The organism is Hasllibacter sp. MH4015 (genome assembly GCF_020177575.1).
Lineage (GTDB): Bacteria > Pseudomonadota > Alphaproteobacteria > Rhodobacterales > Rhodobacteraceae > Gymnodinialimonas.
Genome location: NZ_JAHTBK010000001.1, coordinates 2,792,179 through 2,817,263 on the forward strand (window position 1 = coordinate 2,792,179; position 25,085 = coordinate 2,817,263).

24 protein-coding genes are annotated in these 25,085 nt (G+C 63.8%); 4 read left to right on the forward strand and 20 right to left on the reverse strand.

Annotation, left to right across the window (positions count from 1 at the left end; translation table 11 throughout):
• Positions 1-2: 2 nt before the first annotated feature.
• Both KUW62_RS14235 and KUW62_RS14240 read right to left on the reverse strand, forming a co-directional pair.
• Positions 3-1,049: a carbohydrate ABC transporter permease gene (locus KUW62_RS14235; protein ID WP_224816127.1), complete on the reverse strand. Its 1,047-nt coding sequence runs from the start codon at positions 1,047-1,049 to the stop codon at positions 3-5.
• Between the two features lie 116 nt (positions 1,050-1,165).
• Complete coding sequence (locus tag KUW62_RS14240; RefSeq protein ID WP_224816128.1) at positions 1,166-2,428, reverse strand: ABC transporter substrate-binding protein; 1,263 nt, start codon at positions 2,426-2,428, stop codon at positions 1,166-1,168.
• Positions 2,429-2,582: 154 nt separating this feature from the next.
• Here KUW62_RS14240 and KUW62_RS14245 point away from each other — a divergent pair, with 154 nt between their 5' ends.
• Both KUW62_RS14245 and KUW62_RS14250 read left to right on the forward strand, forming a co-directional pair.
• On the forward strand, positions 2,583-3,407 hold the full coding sequence (locus KUW62_RS14245) for an IclR family transcriptional regulator (protein ID WP_224816129.1): 825 nt from the start codon (positions 2,583-2,585) through the stop codon (positions 3,405-3,407).
• Between the two features lie 18 nt (positions 3,408-3,425).
• Positions 3,426-4,481 carry an ABC transporter ATP-binding protein gene (locus KUW62_RS14250; protein WP_224816130.1) on the forward strand — a complete coding sequence of 352 codons (1,056 nt, stop codon included), beginning with the start codon at positions 3,426-3,428 and terminating at the stop codon, positions 4,479-4,481.
• Positions 4,482-4,514: 33 nt separating this feature from the next.
• Here KUW62_RS14250 and KUW62_RS14255 read toward each other — a convergent pair whose 3' ends face one another.
• The 7 genes from KUW62_RS14255 to hemC all read right to left on the reverse strand — a co-directional run bounded on the left by KUW62_RS14255 (position 4,515) and on the right by hemC (position 12,246).
• Positions 4,515-5,330, reverse strand: a complete 816-nt coding sequence (locus tag KUW62_RS14255) for a sulfotransferase (protein WP_224816131.1) — start codon at positions 5,328-5,330, stop codon at positions 4,515-4,517.
• Positions 5,327-7,786, reverse strand: coding sequence for a glycosyltransferase (locus tag KUW62_RS14260; protein ID WP_224816132.1), 2,460 nt, complete (start codon positions 7,784-7,786; stop codon positions 5,327-5,329). Before KUW62_RS14260 ends, KUW62_RS14255 begins: the two co-directional genes overlap by 4 nt.
• Positions 7,787-7,795: 9 nt before the next feature.
• Positions 7,796-8,668, reverse strand: a complete 873-nt coding sequence (rfbA, locus tag KUW62_RS14265) for a glucose-1-phosphate thymidylyltransferase RfbA (protein ID WP_224816133.1) — start codon at positions 8,666-8,668, stop codon at positions 7,796-7,798.
• A 121-nt stretch (positions 8,669-8,789) separates the two neighbouring features.
• On the reverse strand, positions 8,790-9,635 hold the full coding sequence (gene rfbD, locus KUW62_RS14270; RefSeq protein WP_224816134.1) for a dTDP-4-dehydrorhamnose reductase: 846 nt from the start codon (positions 9,633-9,635) through the stop codon (positions 8,790-8,792).
• Positions 9,632-10,672: a dTDP-glucose 4,6-dehydratase gene (rfbB, locus tag KUW62_RS14275; protein ID WP_224816135.1), complete on the reverse strand. Its 1,041-nt coding sequence runs from the start codon at positions 10,670-10,672 to the stop codon at positions 9,632-9,634. Before rfbB ends, rfbD begins: the two co-directional genes overlap by 4 nt.
• Positions 10,669-11,235, reverse strand: coding sequence for a dTDP-4-dehydrorhamnose 3,5-epimerase (rfbC, locus tag KUW62_RS14280; RefSeq protein WP_224816136.1), 567 nt, complete (start codon positions 11,233-11,235; stop codon positions 10,669-10,671). Before rfbC ends, rfbB begins: the two co-directional genes overlap by 4 nt.
• Positions 11,236-11,289: 54 nt before the next feature.
• Positions 11,290-12,246: a hydroxymethylbilane synthase gene (hemC, locus tag KUW62_RS14285; RefSeq protein WP_224816137.1), complete on the reverse strand. Its 957-nt coding sequence runs from the start codon at positions 12,244-12,246 to the stop codon at positions 11,290-11,292.
• Between the two features lie 102 nt (positions 12,247-12,348).
• Here hemC and hemE point away from each other — a divergent pair, with 102 nt between their 5' ends.
• A complete protein-coding gene (hemE, locus tag KUW62_RS14290; protein ID WP_224816138.1) occupies positions 12,349-13,380 on the forward strand; it encodes a uroporphyrinogen decarboxylase in 1,032 nt (343 codons plus the stop codon).
• A 9-nt stretch (positions 13,381-13,389) separates the two neighbouring features.
• Here hemE and KUW62_RS14295 read toward each other — a convergent pair whose 3' ends face one another.
• Genes KUW62_RS14295 through hemF form a run of 4 tightly spaced genes read right to left on the reverse strand, consistent with a single transcriptional unit; the run spans position 13,390 to position 16,937 of the window.
• On the reverse strand, positions 13,390-14,148 hold the full coding sequence (locus tag KUW62_RS14295; RefSeq protein ID WP_224816139.1) for a glycosyltransferase family 25 protein: 759 nt from the start codon (positions 14,146-14,148) through the stop codon (positions 13,390-13,392).
• 2 nt (positions 14,149-14,150) lie between these two features.
• Positions 14,151-14,930 (reverse strand): glycosyltransferase family 25 protein, encoded by a 780-nt coding sequence (locus KUW62_RS14300; protein ID WP_224816140.1) that lies wholly within the window; start codon positions 14,928-14,930, stop codon positions 14,151-14,153.
• Between the two features lie 42 nt (positions 14,931-14,972).
• The gene (locus KUW62_RS14305; RefSeq protein ID WP_224816141.1) at positions 14,973-16,031 is read right to left on the reverse strand and encodes a glycosyltransferase family 4 protein; all 1,059 of its coding nucleotides are present in this window, start codon (positions 16,029-16,031) and stop codon (positions 14,973-14,975) included.
• Between the two features lie 27 nt (positions 16,032-16,058).
• Positions 16,059-16,937, reverse strand: coding sequence for an oxygen-dependent coproporphyrinogen oxidase (gene hemF / locus KUW62_RS14310; RefSeq protein WP_224816142.1), 879 nt, complete (start codon positions 16,935-16,937; stop codon positions 16,059-16,061).
• Between the two features lie 243 nt (positions 16,938-17,180).
• Here hemF and KUW62_RS14315 point away from each other — a divergent pair, with 243 nt between their 5' ends.
• Positions 17,181-18,593 carry a serine hydrolase gene (locus KUW62_RS14315; RefSeq protein ID WP_224816143.1) on the forward strand — a complete coding sequence of 471 codons (1,413 nt, stop codon included), beginning with the start codon at positions 17,181-17,183 and terminating at the stop codon, positions 18,591-18,593.
• 11 nt (positions 18,594-18,604) lie between these two features.
• On the opposite strand, the gene ccoS is transcribed toward KUW62_RS14315, so the two are convergent.
• The 7 genes from ccoS to ccoO all read right to left on the reverse strand — a co-directional run bounded on the left by ccoS (position 18,605) and on the right by ccoO (position 25,079).
• On the reverse strand, positions 18,605-18,763 hold the full coding sequence (gene ccoS / locus KUW62_RS14320; RefSeq protein ID WP_224816144.1) for a cbb3-type cytochrome oxidase assembly protein CcoS: 159 nt from the start codon (positions 18,761-18,763) through the stop codon (positions 18,605-18,607).
• The gene (locus tag KUW62_RS14325; RefSeq protein WP_224816145.1) at positions 18,763-20,946 is read right to left on the reverse strand and encodes a heavy metal translocating P-type ATPase; all 2,184 of its coding nucleotides are present in this window, start codon (positions 20,944-20,946) and stop codon (positions 18,763-18,765) included. The genes ccoS and KUW62_RS14325 overlap by 1 nt, the downstream gene beginning before the upstream one ends.
• Positions 20,943-21,425, reverse strand: coding sequence for a FixH family protein (locus KUW62_RS14330; RefSeq protein ID WP_224816146.1), 483 nt, complete (start codon positions 21,423-21,425; stop codon positions 20,943-20,945). The genes KUW62_RS14325 and KUW62_RS14330 overlap by 4 nt, the downstream gene beginning before the upstream one ends.
• Positions 21,422-22,945 carry a cytochrome c oxidase accessory protein CcoG gene (gene ccoG / locus KUW62_RS14335; RefSeq protein ID WP_224816147.1) on the reverse strand — a complete coding sequence of 508 codons (1,524 nt, stop codon included), beginning with the start codon at positions 22,943-22,945 and terminating at the stop codon, positions 21,422-21,424. Before ccoG ends, KUW62_RS14330 begins: the two co-directional genes overlap by 4 nt.
• A gap of 226 nt (positions 22,946-23,171) precedes the next feature.
• The gene (gene ccoP / locus KUW62_RS14340) at positions 23,172-24,056 is read right to left on the reverse strand and encodes a cytochrome-c oxidase, cbb3-type subunit III (protein ID WP_224816148.1); all 885 of its coding nucleotides are present in this window, start codon (positions 24,054-24,056) and stop codon (positions 23,172-23,174) included.
• Positions 24,053-24,244: a cbb3-type cytochrome c oxidase subunit 3 gene (locus KUW62_RS14345; RefSeq protein WP_224816149.1), complete on the reverse strand. Its 192-nt coding sequence runs from the start codon at positions 24,242-24,244 to the stop codon at positions 24,053-24,055. Before KUW62_RS14345 ends, ccoP begins: the two co-directional genes overlap by 4 nt.
• Before the next feature lie 13 nt (positions 24,245-24,257).
• Positions 24,258-25,079, reverse strand: a complete 822-nt coding sequence (ccoO, locus tag KUW62_RS14350; protein WP_224816150.1) for a cytochrome-c oxidase, cbb3-type subunit II — start codon at positions 25,077-25,079, stop codon at positions 24,258-24,260.
• Positions 25,080-25,085 lie beyond the last annotated feature (6 nt).

A 25,085-nucleotide genomic window follows, 5' to 3' on the forward strand; every position in this document is an offset into this window, starting at 1 on the left:
GCTTAGGCCCCCTTCTCGTCCCGCCACATCTTCCACAGGAAGCCGGCGATATAGACCATCATGATGAGGAACAGGATCACGGCGATCGCGGAGCCATAGCCCATGCGGAACCCGAATTCGCTGAGCGCCACGTCGTACATGTAGAAGGCGAGCACGGAGGTGTTGTAGAAGCCCGGGCCCCCATTGGTCATGATCGTGATGAGGTCGAAGGACCGAAGCGCCCCGATAACGGTGACGACAATCGCGATGAAGGTGGCGGGCCAGAGCTGCGGCAGGACCACGTACCACAACATTTTCGGCCCCTTGGCGCCGTCAAGGCGCGCAGCCTCGATCTGTTCGGGGTCCACGGCATTCAGGCCGGTCAGGTACAGGATCATGCAATAGGCCGTCTGCGGCCACAGACCGGCGGCGATGATCCCGTATGTGGCGTATTCGTTGGAGCCGAGGATATTGATGCTCTCGAACCCGAAGAAGATCAGCACCTGGTTCAGAAGCCCGTCATTGGGCAGGTAGAACCATGAGAAGACGAGGCCGACGACGACCTGGCTGAGAACAAAGGGGAAGAAGAAGAGCGACTTGTAGAGCCGCATCCCGAACACTTTCTGGTTCAGGAACAGCGAGATGAAGAGGCCGCCGGGGATCGCGAGGAAGTAGAGCAGCAGCCAGATGACGTTGTTCTGGAGTGAGGTCCAGAAGAACGGATCGTTCCAGAGCTGCTGGTAATTCTCCCAACCGACATATTCGCCGGTCCAGACATTCGCGCCCGTGGGTTCACACCCCTCTGTCCGGGCGGCGCGGTTCCCGAGCTCGGTACAGGCGAGATCGGTCAGCTCCGTGCCTTCAACGGCGCGGTATTCCGGCGAGTAGAGCCCGTTCCATTCGTAGAACGAGATGTAGAAGCTCTGCACGATGGGGATGATCACGTAGAGAGCGAAGAACAAAAAGGCGGGCAGCAGGAAAAGCCAAGGGGCGATGGCCTGTTGGCTGATCTTGCGTCGCGGCGTCGGATCGCTGTGCTGGATCGGGGTGTCTGTCGTGACAGATGCCATGGGTCCGGTCCTCTCGGATCTATCGAAATTCTTGCCCGCCCATAGCCTGGCGAGAGGGGGCGGTCCGGCCCACGCAAAGGCGCGGGCCGGACCAGACTTGGATCAGAGGCGCGGCCTCAGTAAATGCGCTGACGCGCACCTTCGAGGATTTGCAGAACCTGGTCCAGGGTCGACGGATCAACCATGAACTGCTGGAAGCCCTGCATGGCGACCTGCGCCATTTCCGCCGGTGCGTCGCGGTCGAAGAACTGCGCGATGCCGCCACCTGCGTTGTTCGACAGCATGTCGAAGCCCGCATTCAGGAACTCGTCGTCGTCAACCGAGGAGTTGGCGTTGACGGGCAGCTGACCCAGATTGTCACCGTTGTTGATGAGCGTCTGGTTCTCGGCCGAGGTCACGAACAGAAGGAAGGCTTCCGCCGCTTCCACGTTCTCGGCATTGGCCGCGATGTGGAACGTGTCGGTCGGCGCGTCTTCACCCGGCTCGATCGAGGCGTCGATCTGCGGGAACTGGTAGAACCCCAGCTGATCGTCGGAAAGCCCGGCCTCGCGCAGCGGTGCCACGGCGAAGTTGCCCATCAGGTAGGCCGCGGCCTCACCGTTGACCATGAAGGGCAACGCTTCCTGCCAGGAATAGGTCTGGTGGTCGTCGATGAAGGCGCCCATTTCGATCAGGGTGGCCCAGTTTTCGAACGTCGCGCGGACGCGATCATCGGTCCACTCGACCTCACCAGCCGTCAGGTCCATGTGGAAATCATAGCCGTTGGTGCGCATATTGAGGTAATCGAACCAACCGCCCGCGGTCCAAAGGAACTTGGTGCCGATGGTGTAGCAGGCGCGACCGCTGTCGATGATCGCCTGGCAGTTCGAAAGCTCTTCTTCCCAAGTGGTCGGCGCTTCAAGCCCGAGCTCCGCAAAGATGTCCTCGCGATAGTAAACGCCCCACTGGTAGTAGGTATAGGGCACGCCCCAGATACCGTCATCCATGGTCATGGAGCCCTGGGTGGAGGCCAGCGTTTCGGTCAGCCCGCCCTCTTCCCACAACTCGGAGATGTCCATGAACAGGCCCGCTTCCACGTAGGGGGCCATGCGGTTGCCCGCGTACCAGTTCACGACATCGGCCGTGCCGGATTGCAGAACGTTGCGGATCTGGGTTTTCCACGCTTCGCGGTCGGTGATGACCAACTCGATCTCGAGATCGGGATGCTCTGCACCGAACCGCTCGACCATACCTTCCATGACCGCGCGCGGTGCCGGGTTCGACATGTCCGAGAAGATGCGCAGCTCGCCCGAAAGCGCGTGGCCATCGGCAAGTGCCGCGCCCGAAAGCATGGTGGCTGCTGCCAGCGCCGCGGCGCCGGTTTTGAAAATGGATCGCATGGTGTCCTCCCTAGTGATCCGTCTGGAATTGGTTTCATTATGTGAAACCTGGTTTCTTATATTGAAATCCTACGACGAATGGGCCTAGTCTTGTCAACAGCAAAGCGCGGGCGGATCGCCACAGATCGCGCGGGCGGCGATGTTCGGGGAGGACATGGCCGAGGGAGACGGGGAGAGGATCAGCGTGACACACGGCACGGGCGAGACAGGGGACGGAACGGTCGGCAAGGCGCTTGCCGTTCTGGATGCCGTCGCCTCCTTCGGGCGCCCCGTCCGGTTCAGTGAACTGCTTCTGTCCAGTCCCTACCCCAAGGCCACGCTTTACCGCCTGCTCCAGGTCCTGACCAAGCAAAGCATGCTGACCTACGATATCGAGCGGCAGACCTACGCACCTGGTCTGCGGCTGGTGCGCCTGGCCCATTCGGCGTGGCAAAGCGCGTCGCTTGCCCCGGTGGCGCGCCCCTATCTCGACGCCCTGTCGGCAGAGGTGGGAGAGACGGTTCACCTTGCCCAACTTGATGGCGGTCAGGTCCTTTACGTCGACAAGATCAACGCGCGCACCCCGCTTCAGATGTACAGTCAGGCGGGCAAGGTCGGGCCGGTCTATTGCACCGGTGTCGGCAAGGCGATGATCGCTTTTCTGTCCGATGCGGAGGTCGAACCGATCTTGCAGCAGCAAAGCTACCACGCCTTCACGCCCGCGACATTGGCCAGCCCGGATTCGCTGCGCGCGGAGCTTGTGGAAATTAGGGCGCGCGGACACGCCTATGACCGTGAAGAGCATGAGCCGGGCATCATCTGCATCGCCGTGCCGATCCTCACGCGGTCCGGCCGGGTGCTTGGGGCCGTCTCCGTCACGTCTTCGACGTCGCGCACCAGCCTTGCCGGGCTCAACGCCCATTTGCCGCGGATCAATGCCGCCGTCGCCTCAATTGCCGGGGAAGCGCAGGATTGGCGCTTTCCCGATGCCGCAGAATAAACCGGAAAGGGAACCAACATGTCAGGGCTGCAACTCAGCGATGTGATCAAACGCTACGGGCAGACGCAGGTGATCCATGGCATCGACCTGACCATCGAGGACGGGGAGTTCTGTGTGTTCGTCGGGCCGTCGGGCTGCGGCAAGTCCACGCTGTTGCGCATGGTGGCGGGGCTGGAGGAAACCACCGAAGGCACCATCGAAATCGGCGCGCGCGACGTGACCCATGCGGACCCGGCAGAGCGCGGGGTCGCCATGGTGTTCCAGACCTACGCGCTTTACCCCCACATGACGGTCGAACAGAATATGGGCTTCGGCTTGAAAATGAACGGGCATCCGGCGGTCGAGATCAAGGAAAAGGTAGCCGAGGCGTCGCGCATCCTCAAGCTGGACGATTACCTTGCGCGCAAGCCCGTGGCCCTGTCGGGCGGCCAGCGTCAGCGGGTGGCCATCGGGCGTGCCATCGTGCGGGGGCCGGAGGTGTTTCTATTCGATGAGCCGCTGTCGAACCTGGACGCGGAATTGCGGGTGGAGATGCGGGTGGAAATCGCGCGTCTGCACAAGGAGATCGGGGCCACGATGATCTACGTGACCCACGACCAGGTCGAAGCCATGACGTTGGCCGACAAGATCGTCGTCCTGCGCGCCGGCTACATCGAGCAGGTGGGCGCCCCCCTTCATCTCTACAACGATCCGGACAACAAGTTCGTGGCGGGCTTCATCGGCAGCCCGGCGATGAATTTCTTCGACGGCGTCCATGCCGGTGGCACCGTAACGGTGCCCGGGCTGGGTGGGGCGACGATGCCCGCCCCCACGAGCCTTGTCGAAGATGGCCCGGTCACGGTCGGCTTGCGTCCGAACAAGGTCGCCTTGACCGACGGCGACACCCACAAGGTGGATCTGTCCGAGCAATTGGGCGGCGTCAGCTACCACTATGTGAACGCGCCGGACGGGTCACGGATCGTGGTGGAGGCCCATGACCAGATGGCGCCCGGTTTCGGTGCCCCGACCGGTATCATGTTCGATCAGGCCGATGTCTATTTCTTCGATGCGAAGACGGAAGCGCGGTTGCGCTGACGGGGCGGGGTCGCCGCACGCTTCGTGGTGCGATCAGGCCGCGCGGGCAGTGTGCGCTGCGATCATCGCGCCAAGGTCGTATCCCCGTGAGGCAGCGATCGGGCCACAGCGCCGGGCCACCCGTGCCGCCGCCGTCGGGGACAGTACACGGCGCCATTGATCGACATCGGCGCGCCCGTCCCCGACACTCCACAGGTGATCGGGATGGGGGATGTCGGCAAATGCTGCGATCCTTGTCATCGCCGCCGGGACGTCCGCCAAGATATCCTCGTAGCGCAGTTCCAGCATCCGCGACGGTGGCGCGAGAGGGGCCATTGCATCCCAGATTTCGACCGCTTCGGACCAGCAATTGATGGCACCTTGCAGATCGGGGATCTTCACCTGTCGGCCCAGTTGAAGGCTGGACACGACATTGAGCGGATTGCGCACAAGGTGCAGGACGCGCGCGCGCGGAAACTGGCCGAGGATGAGGGGCAGGCCGTAGATATTCTGGGGCGTCTTGTCGAACCAGCGAAAGGGAGCGTCAATGCGGTTGGCTTGCGCGAAGGCCCCGACATAGCGCCGTTGCAATTCCGCCTTGTTGGCGCAGCGCCGCAGGAGGAGGTCGAAAGTCGCCTCATCCACGCCGTCGATCTCCCGGTGCCGGCGGAGGAGCGCGTTGCGTCGATGCGGGCGCAGGCCGCCGGGGGACCGGAACGGATCAGACCAGCGCATGAAATGCGTCTCTTCGGGGCAGATGAAGCCCGGAATGCGGCGCAGAAGGTCCCGCACCCAAGTCGTGCCCGACCGCATGGAGCCGACGATGAAAAGCGGCCTCGCATCGGCCATCGGCGGAAGGGCTTGCGTCACGCCGCGACCTCCGCCGTCGGCGGGTGCGATCGGGCGCGCAGCAGAGCGTTGAACATCCGCTCCGGCGCGGTCCCGAACGGGTGAAGCGGCACGGTATGCCCCAAGGCCGCTTCTTCAAGCGCCTCCCCCTGCGCGCCAAGCGCGAAACCCGTCACGGGAAGGCCCGTCGCCAGTGCCTCATGGGTGACGAAGGAGAATGTTTCGGGCCAGATCGATGGCATGATCCATTGGGTGATGCGGTAATGCCGGGTCCAGTGGGTAATGTCCCCGGGCGCGTATTCGCCGTGGATCGTCACGTTGCGCGGCATGGCAAAGTGGCTGTCGACATGGCCGATCACCACGAACGCGACGTCGGGATGGGCCTCGGCCATCCGTTGCAGGACATGCGCGCCCTTCTGCCGGTTGAGATGACCCAGAATGCCGATGCATTGCTGCGGAAGGTGGGACGGGCAAACAGGCGCGGGGCGGGTCGCGATCCGGTGGGGCCGCAAGCGCAGCCGCGCATCGGGATAGGCCGCCTGCATGATCCTCAGGGAGCTGGGGGAAAAGGCGACAACCTCGTGGGATGCCTCGACCAATGCGCCCCATGCGGCGCACCATTGCGGCAGGGCCACAACCCCTCCGTCCGGGCGGCGCGTGGTATGGGCCGGGTCGGATTCGTCCAGTGCGGGAACACCCTTGTAGAGGTCGTTCGCACCGAGCAGCGTATAGGATGGAGAGATGGGGAAGTAGTCATGCACCCGCATCGCGACCAGATCACCGCGCCCGCCACGGCGGAGCGACAGAAGCGCGTCCGGCAGCGAGACAGGGTCGCGATCACCGACCCCGCAGGAATAAATCAGCTCCACCCGATCGACCGGGGCCAGCAAATCCCGGATCAGCGTCAGATCGTCGGTTTCCGCGCAATGGCGCTGCCCGTCGAGGTGCAGCTCGATCCGCCAGCGGCGCGCACCGCCCACGCGCAGAACCACGGCAGCCGGCGCTTGCGCGATCTCGGCCTGGAGCGCGTGTTCGGCCCCACCGCCGAGGGAATGGGCAAGGAAAACCGGCAAAGGCCGCGCCCATTGGCCCGCGAGCGCGATACCGAGAGCGAGGCGCGGGGTGGACAGGGGATCACCCGCGATCCAGCGCTGCACGTCGGCGTCATAATCTGGATAGCGGCGGGAGATTTGCGCGCCCGCGCGACGCAATTGCAGCACCTTGTCGGCCGCACCGAAGCTCTGCCCGCCCACATGCTCCACGAATAGTCGCGGCTGGCAAAGGTGCCGACCGCCCAGGGCGCGCACCTTCTGACACCAATCGACCTCCTCCCCATAGCCGCGCCCGAATGCTCTATCGAACGTCGGCACGCGGGCCAGCCATGCGGCGGACATTGCCATGCAAAATCCGATGCCTGTCGGCAGATCGGGCAAGGCGATCGGGGAGAGGCCACGGGCCACGCGATCCAGCACATCGCCTTCGCCGTTTCGCAGGGCGCAGCCGCGCCCGATTGCGGGGACCGAACAGATCTCCGCCGCGTTGGACATCGGCGTCACCGAAGCCACACCCGGGTCCGACAGCGGACCGGTGAGCCGGGAAAGCCAGTTTTCGGGCACCATAGCATCGGTATTGAGCAAAACGACGGGCCCGTCCCCGGGCCGCGCTTTGGCCGCGGCAAGGCCGTCATTGACGCTTCCCACGAACCCTTCGTTTTCCGCGTGTTCGATCAGCGTGACGCGATCCCCCTGCCCGTCGACCCAGGTTCGGAGCCATGGTCGGACGGCCGGGTCGGTGGATCCATCCTCGACCGCGATCAGGTGCCACGGCAAATCGGAGTGGCGCTCGACCCTGTCGAGGCACGCCTTCACCAGGTCCAGCGCGTTGAAGACGGGCACGATGATGGTCACGATCGCGGGCCGAGCGGGGGGCGACGCGGGTCTGAGCCATCCCGCATCAAGCGGGTGGCCCGTTTGTGGCAGGTCGAGGCGCAAGGCCCGCTTGATCGTCAGACGGTGCTGCGCAGGATCGCCAAGCCCAGTGGCATAACCCGCCAGGGCGGGGCAAGCGCGGAGGACGTCGCGCAGGAATGCGCGCTGGAGACGGCGGTTTGCGGCACGCGGTAGGGGGTCCTCGGGATGGGGAATGGTGACGGCGCGCGCGTCACCCGCGCAGAGCAACCGAAGCGCGCGGGCCGTGTATGGAACCCCAACCTCGAATCCCACATTCACGGCACCGCCGTGCCGCCTTGCGACGTCGGGGCGCGGGATGTCGGGAGTGAAGGCCGCCTCTCCATCGGGCCATGACAGGCGCAATTCGGTGCGATCCGCCCACCCCACGAGTTTCAGCTGGTCCCCGTCGCGAAACACCTGCTCCACCTGCCCCCAGCGGCGCCCCAGCGGTCCGAGGGCAACGCTGCGTCGCCGATCCGAATGGACGGCAGTGTAGCGCAGGTAAAGGGCGTGGAGGCGGCGGAGCATCTGGATGGACTACCCTTTCCGGACCGAGGCGAGGTAGCGGCCATACCCGGTTTTGCCGAACAGCTTTGCCCGCTCGGTCAGGGCATCGCCGTCGATCCATCCGGCCGCGAACGCGATTTCATCGGGGGAGCCGACCTGAAGCCCCTGTCGCTGGGTCAGCGTGCGGACGAAATTCCCGGCATCCAGAAGGCTTTCATGGGTGCCGGTATCGAGCCAGGCATAGCCGCGCCCCATCCGCTCCACCGTCAGGGCGCCGTCGGAGAGGTAGCTTTCCAGAAGGCTCGTGATCTCCAACTCGCCCCGCTGGGAGGGCGTAACCTCCGCCGCGCGGTCGGGGGCCGTGCCGTCGAGGAAATAGAGACCCGTCACCGCGTAGGGCGACGGTGCGACATCCGGCTTTTCAACGATAGCTTTCACGCTGCCATCGGCGGCAAAATCGACGACGCCGTAGCGCTCCGGGTCCGTGACCCGGTAGCCGAACACGGTCCCGCCACGCGCACGTTCGTTGGCCGATGCCAAGACCTCGGGCAGACCGTGGCCGAAGAATATGTTGTCGCCCAGAACCATGGCCGATGGCGCGCCGTCGAGAAACGTCTTGGCCAAAAGATACGCCTGCGCCAGACCATCCGGGCTAGGTTGCTCGATATACGTAAGGTCGAGGCCCCACTGGCCGCCATCGCCCAAGGTACGCTGAAACTGATCCTGGTCGCCGGGGGTGGTGATGATCGCAATCTCGCGAATGCCCGACAGCATCAGGACCGACAGGGGATAGTAGATCATCGGCTTGTCGTAGATCGGTAGAAGCTGCTTGGACACGCCCACCGTCACCGGGTAGAGCCGCGTGCCTGAACCTCCTGCCAGGATGATACCTTTGCGCGCCATTCTGTGCGCCTCCGTCCAAGAAATGTCCCACCGGGCGTAGCGCGTCGGGCGGGACTTGCCAATCGTGACAGACCGATAGGCGGACCATGGACTGACGAAGGTTAAGACCGATTAAACGCGATCAGCGCGATTGAAGATCTTTCACGACAGCGTGCAGCCCCTCGCGCCACGCGGGGCGGTGAAGGCCGAAAGCGGCCTGCGTCGATGCGCAGTCCAGCCGCGAATTCAGGGGGCGTTTTGCCGGGGTCGGATAGTCTTCGGACGGTATGCCTTCGACCGTGCAAGTGATGCCAGCCACGTCGAAAATCGTGCGCGCGAAATCGGCCCAGGATACGTCCGGCGCGCCGGAAAAATGGTAAGTACCGCTCAATCCGGGGTCGCGCGACAAGCCATTGGCGATCTCCACACAGGCCGCCGCAATGGCGCGTGCCGGTGTCGGTCCGCCGATCTGATCGGCAACGATGGTCAGGCAGTCCCGATCGCGCCCCAGCCGCAGCATCGTCTTCACGAAGTTGGAGCCGTGGGCCGAAAAGACCCACGACGTGCGAAGGATGGCATGGGGTCCACCCGCGGCGCGCACCGCAACCTCTCCGGCCAGCTTGGTGCGCCCGTAGGCCCCGAGGGGAGCCGTCACATCACCCGGTTGCCGTGGCTGATTGCCGGAGCCGTCGAAGACGTAATCGGTGGATATTTGGACGAAGGGAATATTCTTCGCCGCGCAAAGCTGCGCAATGGCGCCGGGGGCTTCGGCGTTGATCTTGTGGGCCTGCGCCTCCTCCTCCTCCGCCGTGTCGACGGCTGTGTAGGCGGCGGCGTTGATGACGGCGGTGGCATCGCTGGCCGCGATCAGGGCCGCGCAACGCAAGGGATCGTTCAGGTCCGCCTCGGCCCGGCCGATGCATCGCACGCCAACTTCCGCCAGTTCCCGTGCCACCTGCCCCGATTGGCCAAGGGCGAGAAGCGTCATGCGCCGGTTCCCAGGCGCTGTCCCACGCCATCGCGATCCTGCAAGGCGCGCCACCACTGTGGATTGTCGAGGAACCAGTCCACGGTTTTGGCCAGACCCTCCTCTACCGTGACGGACGGCGACCAGCCCAATTCTGCCTGGATGCGCGAGGCGTCGATGGCGTAGCGCATATCGTGGCCCGGACGGTCGGGGACGAAGGTTATGAGGTCGGCGTGGGGCGCGGCGTCGGGACGGCGTTCGTCCAACAAGCCACATAGCAAGCGGACCAGCTCGATATTCTGCAACTCGTTATGCCCACCAATGTTGTAGCTCCGCCCGACCTGTCCCTTTGCCAGCACACAGAGGAGCGCATCGGCGTGGTCCTCCACGAACAACCAATCGCGGACGTTTTCGCCAGTGCCGTAGACGGGGATCGGCTCTCCGCCTAAAGCCTTGAGGATCACCACGGGGATCAGCTTCTCCGGAAAGTGGAACGGTCCGTAGTTGTTGGAGCAATTCGTCAGTAGCGTCGGCAGGCCGTAGGTTTCGTGCCATGCCCGGACCAGATGGTCGGATGCGGCCTTTGACGCGGAATAGGGCGAGTTGGGCGCGTAGGGCGTATCTTCGGTAAACAGACCCTCCGGACCCAACGTGCCGAACACTTCATCGGTGGAGACGTGGTGGAACCGAAAATCGTCTGGACGACCAAGCGCGTCCCAATGGCTGCGGGCAGCCTCGAGCAAATTGTAGGTGCCGGTCACGTTGGTTTCGATAAACGCGCCCGGCCCGTCGATGGAGCGATCCACGTGGCTTTCGGCGGCCAAATGAAGGATGGCGTCCGGTGCGTGGCGCGACAGGATCGCATCGAGCGTGGCGCGGTCGCGAATATCGCCCCGTTCGAACGTGTAGAGATTCGATTGCGCGACGGAGGCCACGTTGTCCAGGCATGCGGCATAGGTCAGCGCATCTAGGTTGATGACCTCATGTCCCCGCGCAACCGCCAGGCGCACGACAGCCGATCCGATGAACCCCGCCCCGCCCGTGACCAGGATCTTCATTGCGTGCCCCCGTAGACGAACGGCGTTTCAAGGTTCCTCAGCCGCCCCGCGACCCGATCCTTGCTCGACAGGATCGGATCACCGTCCAGCCCCCAGTCGATCCCGATATCTGGATCATTCCAGATCACCGCGCCTTCCGTATCGGGCGCATACGTATCGGAGCATTTGTAGATAATCTCGGTCCCCGGCTCTCGTGTGACGAAGCCATGGGCAAAGCCTTCGGGCACGAGCAATTGCTTTGCGTTCTCGAAGGTCAGTTCGATGCCGAAATACGCGCCGAAGGTGGGCGAGCCTTTGCGGATATCCACGGCGACATCGAAGATCCGCCCCCGTCCGCACCGGACCAGCTTGGCTTGCGCCCTGGGGGGGGCCTGGAAATGCAAGCCACGGATGGTGCCCACCTCTGCCGACAGGGAATGGTTGTCCTGCACGAAGCGCGTCGTGATGCCACCTGCTGCAAACGTGTCTTGATTATAGGTTTCGGCGAAGAAGCCCCGTTCGTCCCCGAAGCGCTTCGGCGTCAGGACCAGAAGGCCGTCGAGGCCGGTTTCTTCAATCTGCATCTGCGGGCCTGCTCTGCCACTTTGCCTTGGCCGGAGCATGCCATGGGGACGCACTCAATGCCAGTCGAAGAAGCCTGGCCCCGCCCGGTCGCGCAGCTCGCGCGCCATCTCGGCACCAAGCGCCGCGCCATCCTCGATCGGGGCCGTGCGGTCGTCGGTCAGCACTTCGGATCCATCGGGGCGCAGGATCTCTCCGCGCAGGCGAAGCGTTGCGCCGTCCAACTCGGCCAGACCCGCAATCGGTGTCTGGCAGGACCCGTCGAGCCCTTTGAGAAACGCACGCTCCGCAGCAAGCCGTTGGCCGGTTGGTCCATCGTGGATCGCCTCCAACATCGCGGCTGCCCTGTTATCATCCATCCGTCGTTCGATCCCGATGGCACCTTGGGCGACGGCGGGCAGCATGTCTTCCACGTCGATGGCGGATTTCACGACATCCACCATGCCCAGACGGCGCAGACCGGCCATGGCAAGGAACGTGGCATCGGCCACCCCGTCCCCCAGTTTCTTCATCCGGGTCTGCACGTTGCCACGAAACTCCACGACGTTGAGGTCCGGACGCCGCGCTGCCAATTGCGCGCGGCGGCGCAGGGACGACGATCCGACCACGGCACCCTCCGGCAATGCGTGCAGGCTGTCATGCCCAAGCGCCACGAAGGCATCCCGCACGTCTTCGCGCGGCAAATAGCAATCGAGGACCAGGCCCGCGGGCTGTTCCACGGGCATGTCCTTCATGGAATGCACCGCGATGTCTATCGAAGATGACAACATGTCCTCCTCGATTTCCTTGGTGAAGAGCCCCTTGCCGCCCAGTTCCTTGAGCGCCACATCCGCGTCGATCAGGCTGCGGTCATCGCCGGTTGTTTTGATGATGACGATTTCGAAAGCCTCTTCAGGCAGTTCGAATGCCGCCATCAGCCGGGCGCGGGTTTCATGGGCCTGTGCCAGCGCCAAAGGAGAGCCGCGTGTTCCAATCCGAAGGGGCTGTGCGGGGGTCGGCAAGTCAGTCGTCATTCTCTCTCCATAGCGGTGTCAACTTGGGTTGACAACGGGCGCTTGCCTGACACTTTTAAGCAGAGTGATCCGGCCCACAATACGACCCTGAGGATAAGTCCCATGCCCGACAAGAAAAAACTGCTGCGCAGCCTCGGCGGGGAAGCGATGGACGTGCCACCGGTTTGGCTGATGCGTCAGGCGGGGCGTTATCTGCCGGAATATCGGGCTACCCGCGCGCAGGCCGGGGATTTCCTGTCGCTGTGCTACAATCCCGAATTGGCCGCCGAGGTCACGTTGCAACCGATCCGGCGCTACGGGTTCGACGCGGCGATCTTGTTCGCCGATATCCTGCTGATCCCACAGGCTCTTGGTGCCGACCTTTGGTTCGTGACCGGCGAAGGGCCGCGCCTGTCCACGATCACCGACGCGTCCGGCATGGCGAGGATAAAGAGCAAAGACGACATCCACGAACACCTCGCCCCGGTCTACGAGACGGTGCGCATCCTATCGCAGGAGCTTCCCCAAGAAACGGCGCTGATCGGCTTTGCGGGCGCGCCCTGGACGGTGGCAACCTACATGATCGCCGGACGCGGGACGCCGGATCAGGCCCCCGCCCACAAGCTACGCGAGGAAGATTCCGGGACGTTCGACGCGCTGATGGACCTGATTACAGAGGCCACTATCGAGTATCTCGACATGCAGGTGCGGGCGGGTGCGGAGGTCGTGAAACTTTTCGATTCCTGGGCCGGCTCCCTCAAGGGCGACGCATTCGACAAATACGCCACTGCACCGGCCAAGAAGATCATTGCCGAGTTGAAATCGCGCCACCCCGATCTTCCCATCATCGCATTCCCGCGCGAAGCGGGTGACAAGTATGTCGGGTTCGCAAACGAAGTCGGCGCGGATTGCCTGGCCATCGATACGTCCGTCGATGCAACATGGGCCGCCGAGAAACTTCAGGTGGATGGCTGCGTACAGGGCAACTTGGACCCCAAGCTGATGGTCACCGGCGGTGAGGCCCTGCAATCGGAGGCGCGCCGGATCGTCGATGCGCTCAAGGGGGGGCCGCATATCTTCAACCTGGGCCACGGGATCACGCCCGATGCCGATCCCGAAAACGTCCATCGCCTGCTGGAAGCCATCCGCGGATAGGCCCGGGCGTTAGTTCCTGTCCAACGGAACGATGGCGTAGTCCGACCCAGGACCGCGCCGCATCCGCCGCAGCCCGATCCGCACCTGCGCCGCGATACGTCGCATGCTTTGGGCAAAGGTCTTGGCCGCCTTCGGGCGCGGCTCCGCGTCAATCGCGCTGGTGGTGGCAAGCGGCGGAGGGATTCCTTCCGCGGCACAACGATCCAGCTGACACGCCAGGGCAGGAACAGCTTGCCACGCCCGCAGATCATAGGCCGCGCACAGGATCGCATCGGCCAGGCCCGGCGCGTAAGCCACCCGGTCCAGCAGGCGTTGCGCGCCAGTCGGCCACAGGACATAGGCGGCCGCTCCGCTCTTGTCCTGCCACAACCGCTGCATGGGTGCGGCGGAATGCGGATCACGCCCAATCAGCTTGCTCCGCCCACGGGTCTCCAGCGTGACAAGATCCACATCGCGAACGGTGTCGAGCCGCTCAAGAAACCGTGGAGCACCGGGCATCAGAACCGCGTCGTCTTCTAAGATCAGGCGCGGCGCGTCCCCTTCCAAAACGGCGCGCCACGCCGCGCGGTGGCTTGCGAACGCGGCCATTTCTGTGGTTCGCAAAGGCCTTTCCCAGCGGCTCCAGTAGGGAAAGTCCCTCGGCGGTTCCAGATGCGCCGGGGTCACGGCCTCCAAACGCTCGTATGGGATGGACAGGGCGTCCAACTGCGACGCCATGAATGCCATACGCTCCGGCTCCAAGGCGAGGTTGATGACAAGCGCCTGCATCGTCAACGCACCCCGCGCAACCGATGCCATCGCAATGCGATATGATACGCCGCCTGTACTCGCAGGTTGCGCCAGATGCGCGATATCCCACCCCCGCGTGCATTTCGGCGGAACTGACTGATCGTGCCTGTGACCGTTTGCTGGTCGCCCATTTGCAAGGGGATGGGGCGGGTCAGGGCGAAGCGCAATCCGTTTTCCCAGAAATACTTGTGGTCGTCGTCAACCGGCCGAAAGAACGGGACCGACCGATCCAAAAGGCGCGTCGCCGCTGCACGGGTCAACGCGTAGCCAAGGCAGCAGGTCGGGACACGGTAAGGGACAGCCAACTGAATCCCGGGGGCCAATTCCCGCTCCGCGATGACCGACGCCTCGGGATGGTAAGAAAAGAGCTTTGCAACATCCCAATCGCTGCCCCCGTCGTCACAGAGCGCCGCCATGACCCGGCGCAGGTCGGGGCTGGCGTCCAGATCATCCTCGAACACGAAACCACCGGGCGCGGCGGCGGTGGCAATGCGACGCCACGCCTCTATGTGACTGAGATAGCATCCAATTTCCGCAGGCACGAGGTCGCGACGCGCGTGGCGGCGATTGGCATCCGCATCATAGGCCGCGCGCATCTCCGCGACGCTCAGGGCGTTCCCATTGACCGCCTCTATCCGTTCAAACTCGATACCCTGCGCCTCGAATTGGCCGCGCACGTTGTCCATCCGCACTGTATTCGCGGCCAGGTTAATGACGAAAGACGGCCAGATCGGCGGGATCGTGTCTTGCTCGCGGCTCATGGTCGAATGCTCTAGCGAATGCGGTGGGATGAGGAAAGCGGCCTAGCCTTCCGACAGCAGCCGCCGATAGATCGCCATTATGGCCTCCGCCTCCGCTTCTATCCGGAAATTCCGCTCCACATGGCGTCGCGCGGATGCTCCCATCGCTGACAGTTTGGTCGTATCCGACAGCATCTCAAGGATCGCATCGGACATGCCCGGTATGTCCTGCGGTGAAATCAGCTTGCCCGTTTCCGCCGTCAGCAATTCCGGAAATGCGCCGACGGTTGTGGCCACGACCGGAACCCCGCAGGCCATCGCCTCAAGCGGGGTCAATCCGAACCCTTCCCAGCGCTGCGGCGCCACGAAAAGATCGAGAACGCGATACCAATCCGCCATTTCGTGAACCGGCACCTCCGGCAGGAAATGGATGCGGTCGCCAACGCCAGACGCGGCAGCCTTAGCGCGGAGATCGGCCTCGTAAGTCGTATGGCTTTCCGTCGCGCGACCCATGATCAGCGCATGGCCGTGTGTCACCTGCTTCAGGACCGGGATCATGGCATCAAGGAAATCACCCGTCCCCTTTTGCGCGCGGATACGCCCGTAGCATCCGACCAAGAGACCGTCTTGCAGTCCCAGCCGGTTCCGAAGGGCAGCTCGGTCGTCGGGCGGCGAAAACTGCGTCGTGTCGATGCCGTGCAGGATCACATCGGCCGGATGATCGAGGTAACCGGCCGTCTTACGAGACGTGGCGATAAGGTGGTCCATCCGGTCGATCAACCACTTGGTGTAGCCCGTGTGTTTACGCTGAGAGGCGGAGGTGAAGACCAGTTTCAGACGCTTGCCGAGCAGGTATTTCAGGGCGAGGCCCGCCAACATCTCCGTATTTCGCCTGGCGTGCCAGACCCGTGGGCCGGAGGGTCCGTTCCGCGACATGGTGATAAGCGCGGAAGGTGGGATCGTCGGGACGTGCAGCGGCATGTCCGGGGCCACGGCGGCCAGTGCCATCGCCTTCGCCTGCAAGGGAACCAGGCGCACGATCGTGGCGGTCACGCCGCTCAACCGCCGTTTAAAATTGGGAACCAGAACGTCAAGCTCGGCGGGATTGGGGCGGTGCTCCATGGGCCGCTTCCTGCCTCAGATGCGGGGTCAGGTCCACTTCGCAATCGGCGGCAGGGACATCAGCACGGCGTTTGCATCATGCCCGGTTTCAAGTCCGAACTTGGTGCCACGGTCGTAGACGAGGTTGTATTCGGCGTAGAGGCCGCGGTGGATCAGCTGCGCCTCGCGGTCTTCTTCCGTGAACGCTTCGTGCCGCCGTTTCTCCACGCAGCCCAGAAATGCCGGAAGGAACGCGCGGCCCACATCCTGGGTGAAGGCGAAATCCGCCTCCCAATCGCCGGTATTGAGGTCATCGTAGAAGATGCCGCCCACGCCACGGGCCCGGTTTCGGTGGGGGACGTAGAAATACTCATCCGCCCAGGCCTTGAACCTTTCGTAATAGTCCGGATCGTGGCGGTCGCAATGGTCCTTGAGGACATGGTGAAAATGCGCCGTATCCTCTTCGTACTCGATGGCGGGGTTCAGGTCCGACCCACCACCGAACCACCACGCTCCGGGGGTCCAGAACATGCGGGTGTTCATGTGAACTGCCGGGACGCGAGGATTTTGCATATGCGCAACCAGGCTGATGCCCGAGGCCCAGAAGCGCGGATCATCCGCCATACCGGCAACACCGCGCGCCGCCATCGCCTTCTGCGCCCTTTCCCCCAACGTTCCGAACACGGCGGAGACATTGACGCCGACCTTTTCGAAAACGCGCCCGTCGCGCATGACGCTCATCAGGCCGCCGCCTGCATCCGACCCGTCGTCGGACGCGCGCTTGGTTTCCGTGACCTCGAACCGACCCGCTGGCGCATCGCCGCCTTGGGAGTCCTCGACCGCCTCGAAGGCTTCGACGATCTCGTCCCTCAGGCTACGGAACCACGCGGCGGCACGGGTCTTGCGATCATCAATCAGGTCTTTCATCGGTCTCGCGGTCCTTTTGCAACACTCGCACAGGTTGTAGCAGGCACGCGGCGGCACCGCCATGGCGCGACGCGCGTGTCGCAGCCCACATTTTGACGGTGGTGTTGCATCGAAGACCACATCTTCCAAATCCTTGCATGCAGTGGGAAAAATCGCGCGAAGCGATGGATTTTGAAACCGCTTTGGCCTAGGATCACACGCAATAGCCGCAACAGACGGCACCTGAGGCAGATAGAGCAACTCATGTTCGTACGGTTTTTTTACGTCGTCCTTCTGGGCGTCGCTTTGACGTTTGGCGCAATTTCGCCCGGTCAGGCCGCGCCCTATGCGGCGATGGTCATGGATGCGCGCAATGGCGAAGTTTTGCATTCGCGCAATGCCGACACCCGCCTGCATCCGGCATCGCTGACCAAGATGATGACCCTCTATATCGCGTTCGAAGCGATCCGGTTGGGTGAGATTACGCTCGATACCGAAGTTACAATCTCCGCCAATGCCGCAGCGGAGCCGCCGTCGGAGCTTGGCCTGCGCGCGGGGTCCACGATCCGCTTCCGCTATCTCATCCGCGCCGCCGCAATCCGCTCTGCCAACGATGCCGCCACCGCGATCGGAGAGGTCTTGTCCGGGTCCGAGGCCGCGTTCGCGCGCCGCATGAACCGTACCGCGCGCGCCCTTGGCATGACACGCACCACGTTTCGCAATGCCCATGGGCTGACCCAAGCCGAACATTTGTCGACGGCGCGGGACATGACGATGCTGGGGCGGCGGCTGATCTACGATTACCCGCAATATTACAACCTCTTCTCCCGCATCACCGCCGATGCCGGTATCGCGCAGGTTCGCAACACCAACCGGCGGGTGCTGACCAATTATCGCGGCGCGGACGGTATCAAGACCGGCTACACCCGCGCTGCGGGCTTCAACCTCGTCGCATCCGCCCAGAGGGGGGAGGAACGGATCATTGCAACCGTTTTCGGGGGTCGAAGTTCGGCGTGGCGAAATGAACGGGTTATGGAGCTTCTCGACATGGGCTTCGAACGCGCGCCATCCTCGGTCGCACTTCGCATACCGCCGCTTCCGACCTATTCGGGCGAAGATCTGGAACCCGCAGGCACCGGGGGCGCACCGCCCGGCCAAAGGGCCGTCACCACGTCGATGCGCCCGATCATGCGTCCCGGAAACGGGCCCGACGGGGAGTTGCTGGCAGCGATTTCCGAAGCCGTGGGCGAAGCGCTGACGAATATCCAGGACCCCGAAGTGGAGGCCGCGATACAGGCCGCCGCCGGTGCGCTGGATACGGCCCCCGCTACACCCGCGCCAAGGCCGGAACCGCAGGCCGCCCTTGAGCCGGAACCGGCGCCGCTGGTCCCGCCCCGCCCGGCCCCGGAGCCGGAGGTGGTGACGCGCGCATCGTCCACGGGTTCGCGTCTTTTCGGCGTCTCTCTCGGGCCGCAGGTGTCGCACCATGCCGCCGAGCGCTTGTTGTTGCGCACGGCGTTGGCCGAGCTTGGCACATTCGACACGGCCCTGCGTCGGGTGGTTTCGACGGGTCGTGGCTTCGATGCGCGGTTCGCCGGAATGACCGAAGACCAGGCCACGCGCGCCTGCGCACGGTTGAGCGCACGCAACGTCACGTGTGAACCGTTCGGGCCGTAACGGTTGGGGCGCTATTGCTTGGGCGTATCGTCGTAATCGTCGCGCAGAATCCTGTGGGCGTCCCCTTCGGGGTCGTCGAACTGGCCCTTGCGCAACATCCACCAGAACGCGACGAGCCCGGCCCCTCCGAGGATCAGGCTGACGGGGATGAGGATGCCAAGTACGTCCATTACTTGAGCCTCAGCGCATTGAGCGAAACGGTCAAGGAAGATGCGGACATGGCCAGCGCGGCGATCAGCGGCGAACACAAGCCCGCCACCGCCAAGGGAACGGCGAGAATGTTGTAGACCGACGCAACGCCGAAATTCTCCTTGATGCGCCGGCGCGCGGATCTGGACGTTGTCATCGCGTCGAGGATCGGCAGCAAGCTGCGCCCGGTCAGCACCATGTCAGACGCGGCGCGGGCCGCCTCCAACGCGGTTGCCGGAGAGATGGAGACATGGGCCGCCGCAAGGGCCGCCGTGTCGTTCATGCCGTCGCCCACCATCAGCACCTTATGGCCCGCCTGCCCCATTTTGGTGACGGCCTCTGCCTTCTGGGCGGGCCGCGCCTCTGCCACGAAGTCCTGGATCCCGATCCGCGCCGCGAAGTCAGAGACGGCAGGGGCGACATCACCGGACAGGAGGATCACGCGCTTGCCGTCTGAAAGGAGCGCGCGAACGAGGTCTTCCGCGCCGTCGCGCAGGGTATCGGCGAAGGGAAGCGCATAGGTTTCTGCCCCGATCCTCAGATAGCTGGCCGTGGTTGCAAGTGCCTCTGCCCCGACCCAGCTGGCACGGCCAAGTTTGACGGGCTGGCCCTGCCATTCCCCCTCGATCCCGTAACCGGGCCGTTCCGCAACATTGCGAAGCCGCGCAGGGGTCACGCCCCTGTCTGTCAGGCCATGCGCCAGCGCCTTGGAGAGCGGATGCTCGGACGCGTCTGCGAGGGCCAGGGCCACGCTGGAAGTGGTCTCGTCCAAGGCATCAAGGTTCAAGGCCTGCGGTGCGCCATCGGTCAGGGTTCCGGTCTTGTCGAACACCACCGTGTCGACATCGGCCAACCGTTCCAACGCCGTTCCGTCCTTGATCAGCATACCTCTGCGAAACAGGCGCGCGGAGGCAGCGGTGGTGACGGCGGGTACGGCAAGGCCAAGGGCACAGGGGCAAGTGATAATGAGGACCGCCGCCGCGATATTAAGGGCCACGCGCAGATCCCACGTGTAAGCGAACCAGCCCATGGCCGCGAGAAGCGCCACGATATGCACACCGGGCGCGTAAAGTTTGGCCGCCGCATCGGCCAGGGATGTGTAATTGTTTCGACCCGCCTCCGCCACTGCGATCAGATCGGCGATGCGCGCCAATTCGGTGTCGCGACCGGCGGCTTGAACCTGCACCGTGATCGGGCCGGTCAGGTTCGCCTCCCCCGCATGTACGGCATCACCTTCGGCGGCGACGGCTGGCAAGGTTTCCCCGGTCATCACCGATCGGTCAAGCTCCGTCCGGCCCTCCGTCACAACACCGTCGACCGGGATGCGCCCACCGGGCAAAACGCGGATCAGGTCCCCCGGGCGCAGGTCCGCCGCAGCCACCGTCCGGGTGCCAGACCCGTCGATGCGCAAGGCGCGCGGAACATCCAGCGCGGCCAGCTCCTGCGCGGCGGAACGTGCATTCGCGCGCGTCCTGTGGTCCAGATAACGCCCGGCCAGAAGGAAGGTGCACAACGCAATCGCCGCATCGAAATAGGCATGTTCGCCCGACAACATCGTCTCGTACAACGAGGTTCCAACGGCCAGAACGATCGCCAGGGTGATCGGCACATCCATGTTGAGCCGCCCACCCTTCAATGCGGCGAAGGCCGAAACGTAGAACGGCTGCCCGGTGAAGATCACGGCAGGGATCGCGATGGCGGCGCTGATCCAGTGCATCATGTCACGGGTCACGCCCTCCGCCCCGGACCAGACCGCCACTGACAGAAGCATCACGTTCATCATGGCGAACACCGCCACGGCGAGACGCATCAAAAGCGCGCGACCCCTCGCATCGACCTGCGTGGCTGCAAGGACCCCGGCATCAAGCTCATGGGCCTCGTAACCCGCATCGGTCAGGTGTTTGCACAGCAGCTCGGGCGCTGTGTCCAGATCCGCGTCCACTGCCACGCGGCGAAGCGTCAGGTTCACATGGGCATCGCGCACACCCGGCACGGCGCGCAGCACACGCTCCACCCCCGAAATGCAACCGGCACAATGAATTCCCGGCAAGGCCAGCATCACGCGCGCGTCGCTGGGGGCGATCCCGGCGATCTGCTGAGCCAGCGGCGCGGCATCACAGGCCGGGCAGGCCGATGGCCGTGCGGGATCGGCGTAAGCGGTCATTGCCCCGCCAGCGTGAAGGTGATGTTGTGGCGATAATCCGTGCCATCGCGCGCCGTCCCGGTCAGGCGCAAACGCCACCGGCCCACGTCCAGGTCAGCCGGGGCAGTCAGAACACCATTCGGCCCCCGGGTCAGGTCCAGCAGCTGGTCATCGGCGCGCGTCGTGGGCCGTGTCAGCAGCGCCTCAAGCTCCGCCGGGTAGACGGGCCGTCCGCCTTCATCCACGAGGGTCAGGACCACGTTTCCATCTTCGACCGTCACCGACGCGATCCAACCCAGCGCCTCCTGCGCCGAACGGCGATCATCGAAGGTCTGGCTGTCGGCATAGCTGGAGGTGACTTCCAATCCCGGAAACGTAGAAACGGCCTGAAACGCCATGAACAGGTTGACCCCGATGATGACGGAGAAGCAGCCACCGAATACGGCCAGCACGTGCCAACCGGTCAGTTTGCGGGTCTCGGCGATGCTCTGGTCGGTCATTGCGGCTCTCCCTGTCCGAAGAATGTCGTATCCTGATGGGCGCGAAGGTTGTCGCCCAATTCCTCCACCCAGAAGCGGAAATCTGTGCGCTCTGCCGCCGCGGCTTCACTGCCCGGGCGCGCGATGACGTAGACCCGTTGGAGCAGAGTTTCATCGGCGGGGACATCCACGGTCAGATTCGGGGTCCCCTCCAATGCCACCTGCAACACGTTGTCGGAGACGAGCGATACGTGGAAGGTGGCGTCCTCGCTCCCCATGTTGCGGATGCGCACGTCATACGTGTTGCGGATGGACCCATCGCTCAGCGTGACGAATTGCGGATTGCGCACTGGCGCGACGGTGATGTCGATTTCTGTCCGCATGAACAATGCCACGACCAGTCCGATGCCGATCAGCGACCATAGGGCGGTATAGATCAGCGTCCGGGGCCGAAGGATGTGGCGCCAGACCGGCACCTTGCTTTTGCCCGCGCGTTCATTCGCCTCATCGGTCAGGGCAACATAGTCGATCAGGCCCCGTTCCGCGCCGATCTTCTCCATGATGTCGTCACAGGCGTCGATGCAGAGCGCGCAGGTGATGCATTCCATCTGCTGACCGTCGCGGATGTCGATGCCGACGGGGCAGACATTCACGCACGCATTGCAGTCGATGCAATCGCCAAGCGCCTGGGCCTCCGGCTCGGCCTTGGTGGTCGATCCCGGCTCCTGCCCCGTGATGGTCGGTCCGGCAAGGCGCGACGAGGCAATGGCCGCCTCGGCGATGGCACGGCGGCGCTTGCCTTTGCCGCGCGGCTCCCCCCGCCAGTCGCGGTATGCGACGGTGATCGTGTGCTCATCCATCATGGCGGCCTGGATGCGGGGCCAGGGGCACATGTAGATGCAGACCTGTTCACGTAGGAACCCACCAAAGATGAAGGTGGTGGCGGTCAGGATCGCGATGGTGACGTAGGCCACGAACGGTGCCTGGCCCGTCACGATCTCTCGCAGCAGGGTCGGTGCGTCGGCGAAGTAGAATACCCAGGCCCCGCCCGTCGCCACCGCGATCAGCAGCCAGACGATCCACTTGGTGACGCGCAGGCGCCACTTGTGGAAATCCCACTTCTGCTTCCACAGGCGCAGGCGGGCGTTGCGATCCCCCTCGATCCAGCGCTCGACGGTGAAGAAAAGATCGGTCCAGACCGTCTGCGGGCAGGCATAGCCGCACCAGACACGCCCCAGCGCGGAGGTGAACAGGAACAAGCCAAGGCCCGCCATGATCAAAAGGCCCGCAACGAAATAGAATTCGTGGGGCCAGATCTCGATCCAGAAGAAGAAGAACCGGCGGTTCGCCATGTCCACAAGCACGGCCTGATCCGGCAAGGCCGATCCGCGGTCCCACCTGATCCACGGGGTGATGTAGTAGATCCCCAGCGTGACGATCAGGATCGCCCATTTCAGGTTCCGGAACCGGCCCGAAACCCGCTTTGGGAACACCGGTTCCTGCGCGGCATAGAGCTTTGGCGCGGCATCGTGAGAGGCCATGGATGTCTTTACCTTGAGATCTGGTTTCTGTTCGCCCCTCGACCCTAGATCGGGCGCGCCATCGTCACCTTGACGTGGATCAATATGCGCCCGGCGGCTCGCTTTACGCCCGCTGATCGGATCGAAGCGCCAGCCCCACGATAAAAGCGCGAACAGGACATGGGGCTGGCGCCGAACCGGCGACGGTCGTTGTGCCGCCGGTGTTCTTTTTCATCCCAAGCGGCGTCTATTCGCCGCCGCCCAGGCTGTGGACGTAGATCGCCGTGGCGCGCACTTCGGCCTCGCTCAGGCGGCCCGACCACGCCGGCATGACGCCGAACCGGGAATGACGCACGGTTTCCTCGATCGCCTCCGGGCTGCCGCCGTAAAGCCAGATGGCATCGGTCAGGTTCGGCGCGCCAAGCACGCGGTCGCCCATGGCGTTTTCGCCGTGACAGGCAGAGCAATTGTCGAGGTAGACAGTTTCGCCCTCCGCTGCCAAGGCCGCGTCCCCGTCCTGACCCGAGATGGTGAGGACATAGTTGACGACCTGCGCGATTTCTTCGTCGCTCAAGATCCCCTCGAACGCGGTCATCTCGGACCAGCGGGCGTCGGGGTCGTCCTCGTTGCGGATACCGTGAGCGATGGTGGCGTTGATCTCCTCCACCGTGCCGCCCCAGAGCCAATCGTCATCCAGAAGGTTCGGATAGCCCGAGGCCTGAACGCCTGCTGCGCCGCGCCCATGGCATTGGGAACACCAGGTGGCAAAACTCGATGCACCGGACTGGATGGCGTAGTTGTAAAGCTCCGGCATCTCGTCGCGGGTCACTTCGGCCAGTTCGACATCCGTCAACTCGGTCCGCAGATCGGCGTTGAGGGCCTCGAACCGGTCGATATCCTCGGCCACTTCCGCCCGGGTGGAATAGCCCAGCACACCCGGTGTCGCGCCCGAAATCATCGGCCAGGCCGGGTACATGACGGTATAGGCCACGCCCCAGATGATGGTGAGGTAGAAGCACCACAGCCACCAGCGCGGCAGGGGGTTGTTGAATTCCTTGATCCCGTCCCAGCTGTGACCGGTGGTTTCGGGATCCCCCTCTTGCAGGTCGGAACGGTTGGTCTGGTCAGTCATTGGCGGGCCTCCTCGGCCTGGGCCTCTATCGGTTTGTCGTCGTGGCGGAACGGGATGTCGGCGCTGTCGGAATGCACCCGACGCGATCCGGGGCGGAATGCGAAGAGCACGAACCCGAGGAAGCTGAGCACAAGGAATACCGTGCCGATGCTGCCGGAGAGTTCGCGAAGAAATGTGTAGTCTTGCATCTTTGCGCCCTCCTCAGCGGCTTTCTTCCGGCGTGAAGGTCGAGAAATCGACCAACGTGCCCAGCATTTGCAGATAGGCGATCAGCGCATCCATTTCGGTGACGTCAGGATTGCCGTCGAAATCACGCTGTTGCGCGCCGGGATAGCGGTCGGTCACGCCGGGGTCGCCAAAATCGGTGGCCTGCTCGATGAAATCGAAACGGGCGTTTTCCAGCATGTCCTCGGTATATGGCACGCCGACGAAGGCATGGGTCGCCATCAGGTCGCCGACATATTCCCCTTGCAGCGTCACATTGGCGAGGAACGCGTAGGACGGCATAATCGATTCCGGCACAACCGATTGAGGGTCGATCAGGTGATCGAGGTGCCATTCGTCCGAATAGCGCCCGCCAACCCGCGCCAGATCCGGCCCGGTGCGTTTGGAGCCCCATTGGAACGGGTGGTCGTACTGGCTTTCAGCCGCAAGGCTGTAATGGCCGTACCGCTCCACCTCGTCGCGCATCGGGCGGATCATCTGGGAGTGGCAGACATAACAGCCCTCCCGGATGTAGATTTCCCGCCCGGCAAGCTCCAACGGGGAATAGGGGCGCATGCCTTCTACATTCTCGATGGTGTTCTCCAGGTAGAAGAGCGGGGCGATTTCCACGATACCGCCCACCGTGACGACCACGAAGCTGAGCGCCAGGAGGAGCGTTGCGTTCGTCTCGATCTTCTTGTGCTTGTCTATGAAGGCCGAGTGATGCGGCAACTCGTTGGGAATCTCCTCGGGAAAATCCGACAGGGTCGAGACCTTGGGATCGTCTTCGGGCGGTGTGACTTTGTCATTCGTTGTCATTTTTCC

Excerpts from the sequence above, each read along its gene's own strand:
- KUW62_RS14240 (WP_224816128.1), bottom strand. The coding sequence starts at position 2,428 with ATGCGATCCATTTTCAAAACCGGCGCCGCGGCGCTGGCAGCAGCCACC.
- KUW62_RS14315 (WP_224816143.1), top strand. The coding sequence starts at position 17,181 with ATGTTCGTACGGTTTTTTTACGTCGTCCTTCTGGGCGTCGCTTTGACG.
- rfbA (WP_224816133.1), bottom strand. The coding sequence starts at position 8,668 with ATGGCGCGCAAAGGTATCATCCTGGCAGGAGGTTCAGGCACGCGGCTC.
- ccoS (WP_224816144.1), bottom strand. The coding sequence starts at position 18,763 with ATGGACGTACTTGGCATCCTCATCCCCGTCAGCCTGATCCTCGGAGGG.
- rfbC (WP_224816136.1), bottom strand. The coding sequence starts at position 11,235 with ATGCAGATTGAAGAAACCGGCCTCGACGGCCTTCTGGTCCTGACGCCG.
- KUW62_RS14330 (WP_224816146.1), bottom strand. The coding sequence starts at position 21,425 with ATGACCGACCAGAGCATCGCCGAGACCCGCAAACTGACCGGTTGGCAC.
- KUW62_RS14260 (WP_224816132.1), bottom strand. The coding sequence starts at position 7,786 with ATGCTCCGCCGCCTCCACGCCCTTTACCTGCGCTACACTGCCGTCCAT.
- hemE (WP_224816138.1), top strand. The coding sequence starts at position 12,349 with ATGCCCGACAAGAAAAAACTGCTGCGCAGCCTCGGCGGGGAAGCGATG.
- ccoO (WP_224816150.1), bottom strand. The coding sequence starts at position 25,079 with ATGACAACGAATGACAAAGTCACACCGCCCGAAGACGATCCCAAGGTC.
- ccoP (WP_224816148.1), bottom strand. The coding sequence starts at position 24,056 with ATGACTGACCAGACCAACCGTTCCGACCTGCAAGAGGGGGATCCCGAA.
- KUW62_RS14250 (WP_224816130.1), top strand. The coding sequence starts at position 3,426 with ATGTCAGGGCTGCAACTCAGCGATGTGATCAAACGCTACGGGCAGACG.
- KUW62_RS14235 (WP_224816127.1), bottom strand. The coding sequence starts at position 1,049 with ATGGCATCTGTCACGACAGACACCCCGATCCAGCACAGCGATCCGACG.
- hemF (WP_224816142.1), bottom strand. The coding sequence starts at position 16,937 with ATGAAAGACCTGATTGATGATCGCAAGACCCGTGCCGCCGCGTGGTTC.
- ccoG (WP_224816147.1), bottom strand. The coding sequence starts at position 22,945 with ATGGCCTCTCACGATGCCGCGCCAAAGCTCTATGCCGCGCAGGAACCG.
- KUW62_RS14245 (WP_224816129.1), top strand. The coding sequence starts at position 2,583 with ATGGCCGAGGGAGACGGGGAGAGGATCAGCGTGACACACGGCACGGGC.
- KUW62_RS14295 (WP_224816139.1), bottom strand. The coding sequence starts at position 14,148 with ATGCAGGCGCTTGTCATCAACCTCGCCTTGGAGCCGGAGCGTATGGCA.
- KUW62_RS14325 (WP_224816145.1), bottom strand. The coding sequence starts at position 20,946 with ATGACCGCTTACGCCGATCCCGCACGGCCATCGGCCTGCCCGGCCTGT.
- KUW62_RS14300 (WP_224816140.1), bottom strand. The coding sequence starts at position 14,930 with ATGAGCCGCGAGCAAGACACGATCCCGCCGATCTGGCCGTCTTTCGTC.
- KUW62_RS14345 (WP_224816149.1), bottom strand. The coding sequence starts at position 24,244 with ATGCAAGACTACACATTTCTTCGCGAACTCTCCGGCAGCATCGGCACG.
- KUW62_RS14305 (WP_224816141.1), bottom strand. The coding sequence starts at position 16,031 with ATGGAGCACCGCCCCAATCCCGCCGAGCTTGACGTTCTGGTTCCCAAT.
- rfbB (WP_224816135.1), bottom strand. The coding sequence starts at position 10,672 with ATGAAGATCCTGGTCACGGGCGGGGCGGGGTTCATCGGATCGGCTGTC.
- hemC (WP_224816137.1), bottom strand. The coding sequence starts at position 12,246 with ATGACGACTGACTTGCCGACCCCCGCACAGCCCCTTCGGATTGGAACA.
- rfbD (WP_224816134.1), bottom strand. The coding sequence starts at position 9,635 with ATGACGCTTCTCGCCCTTGGCCAATCGGGGCAGGTGGCACGGGAACTG.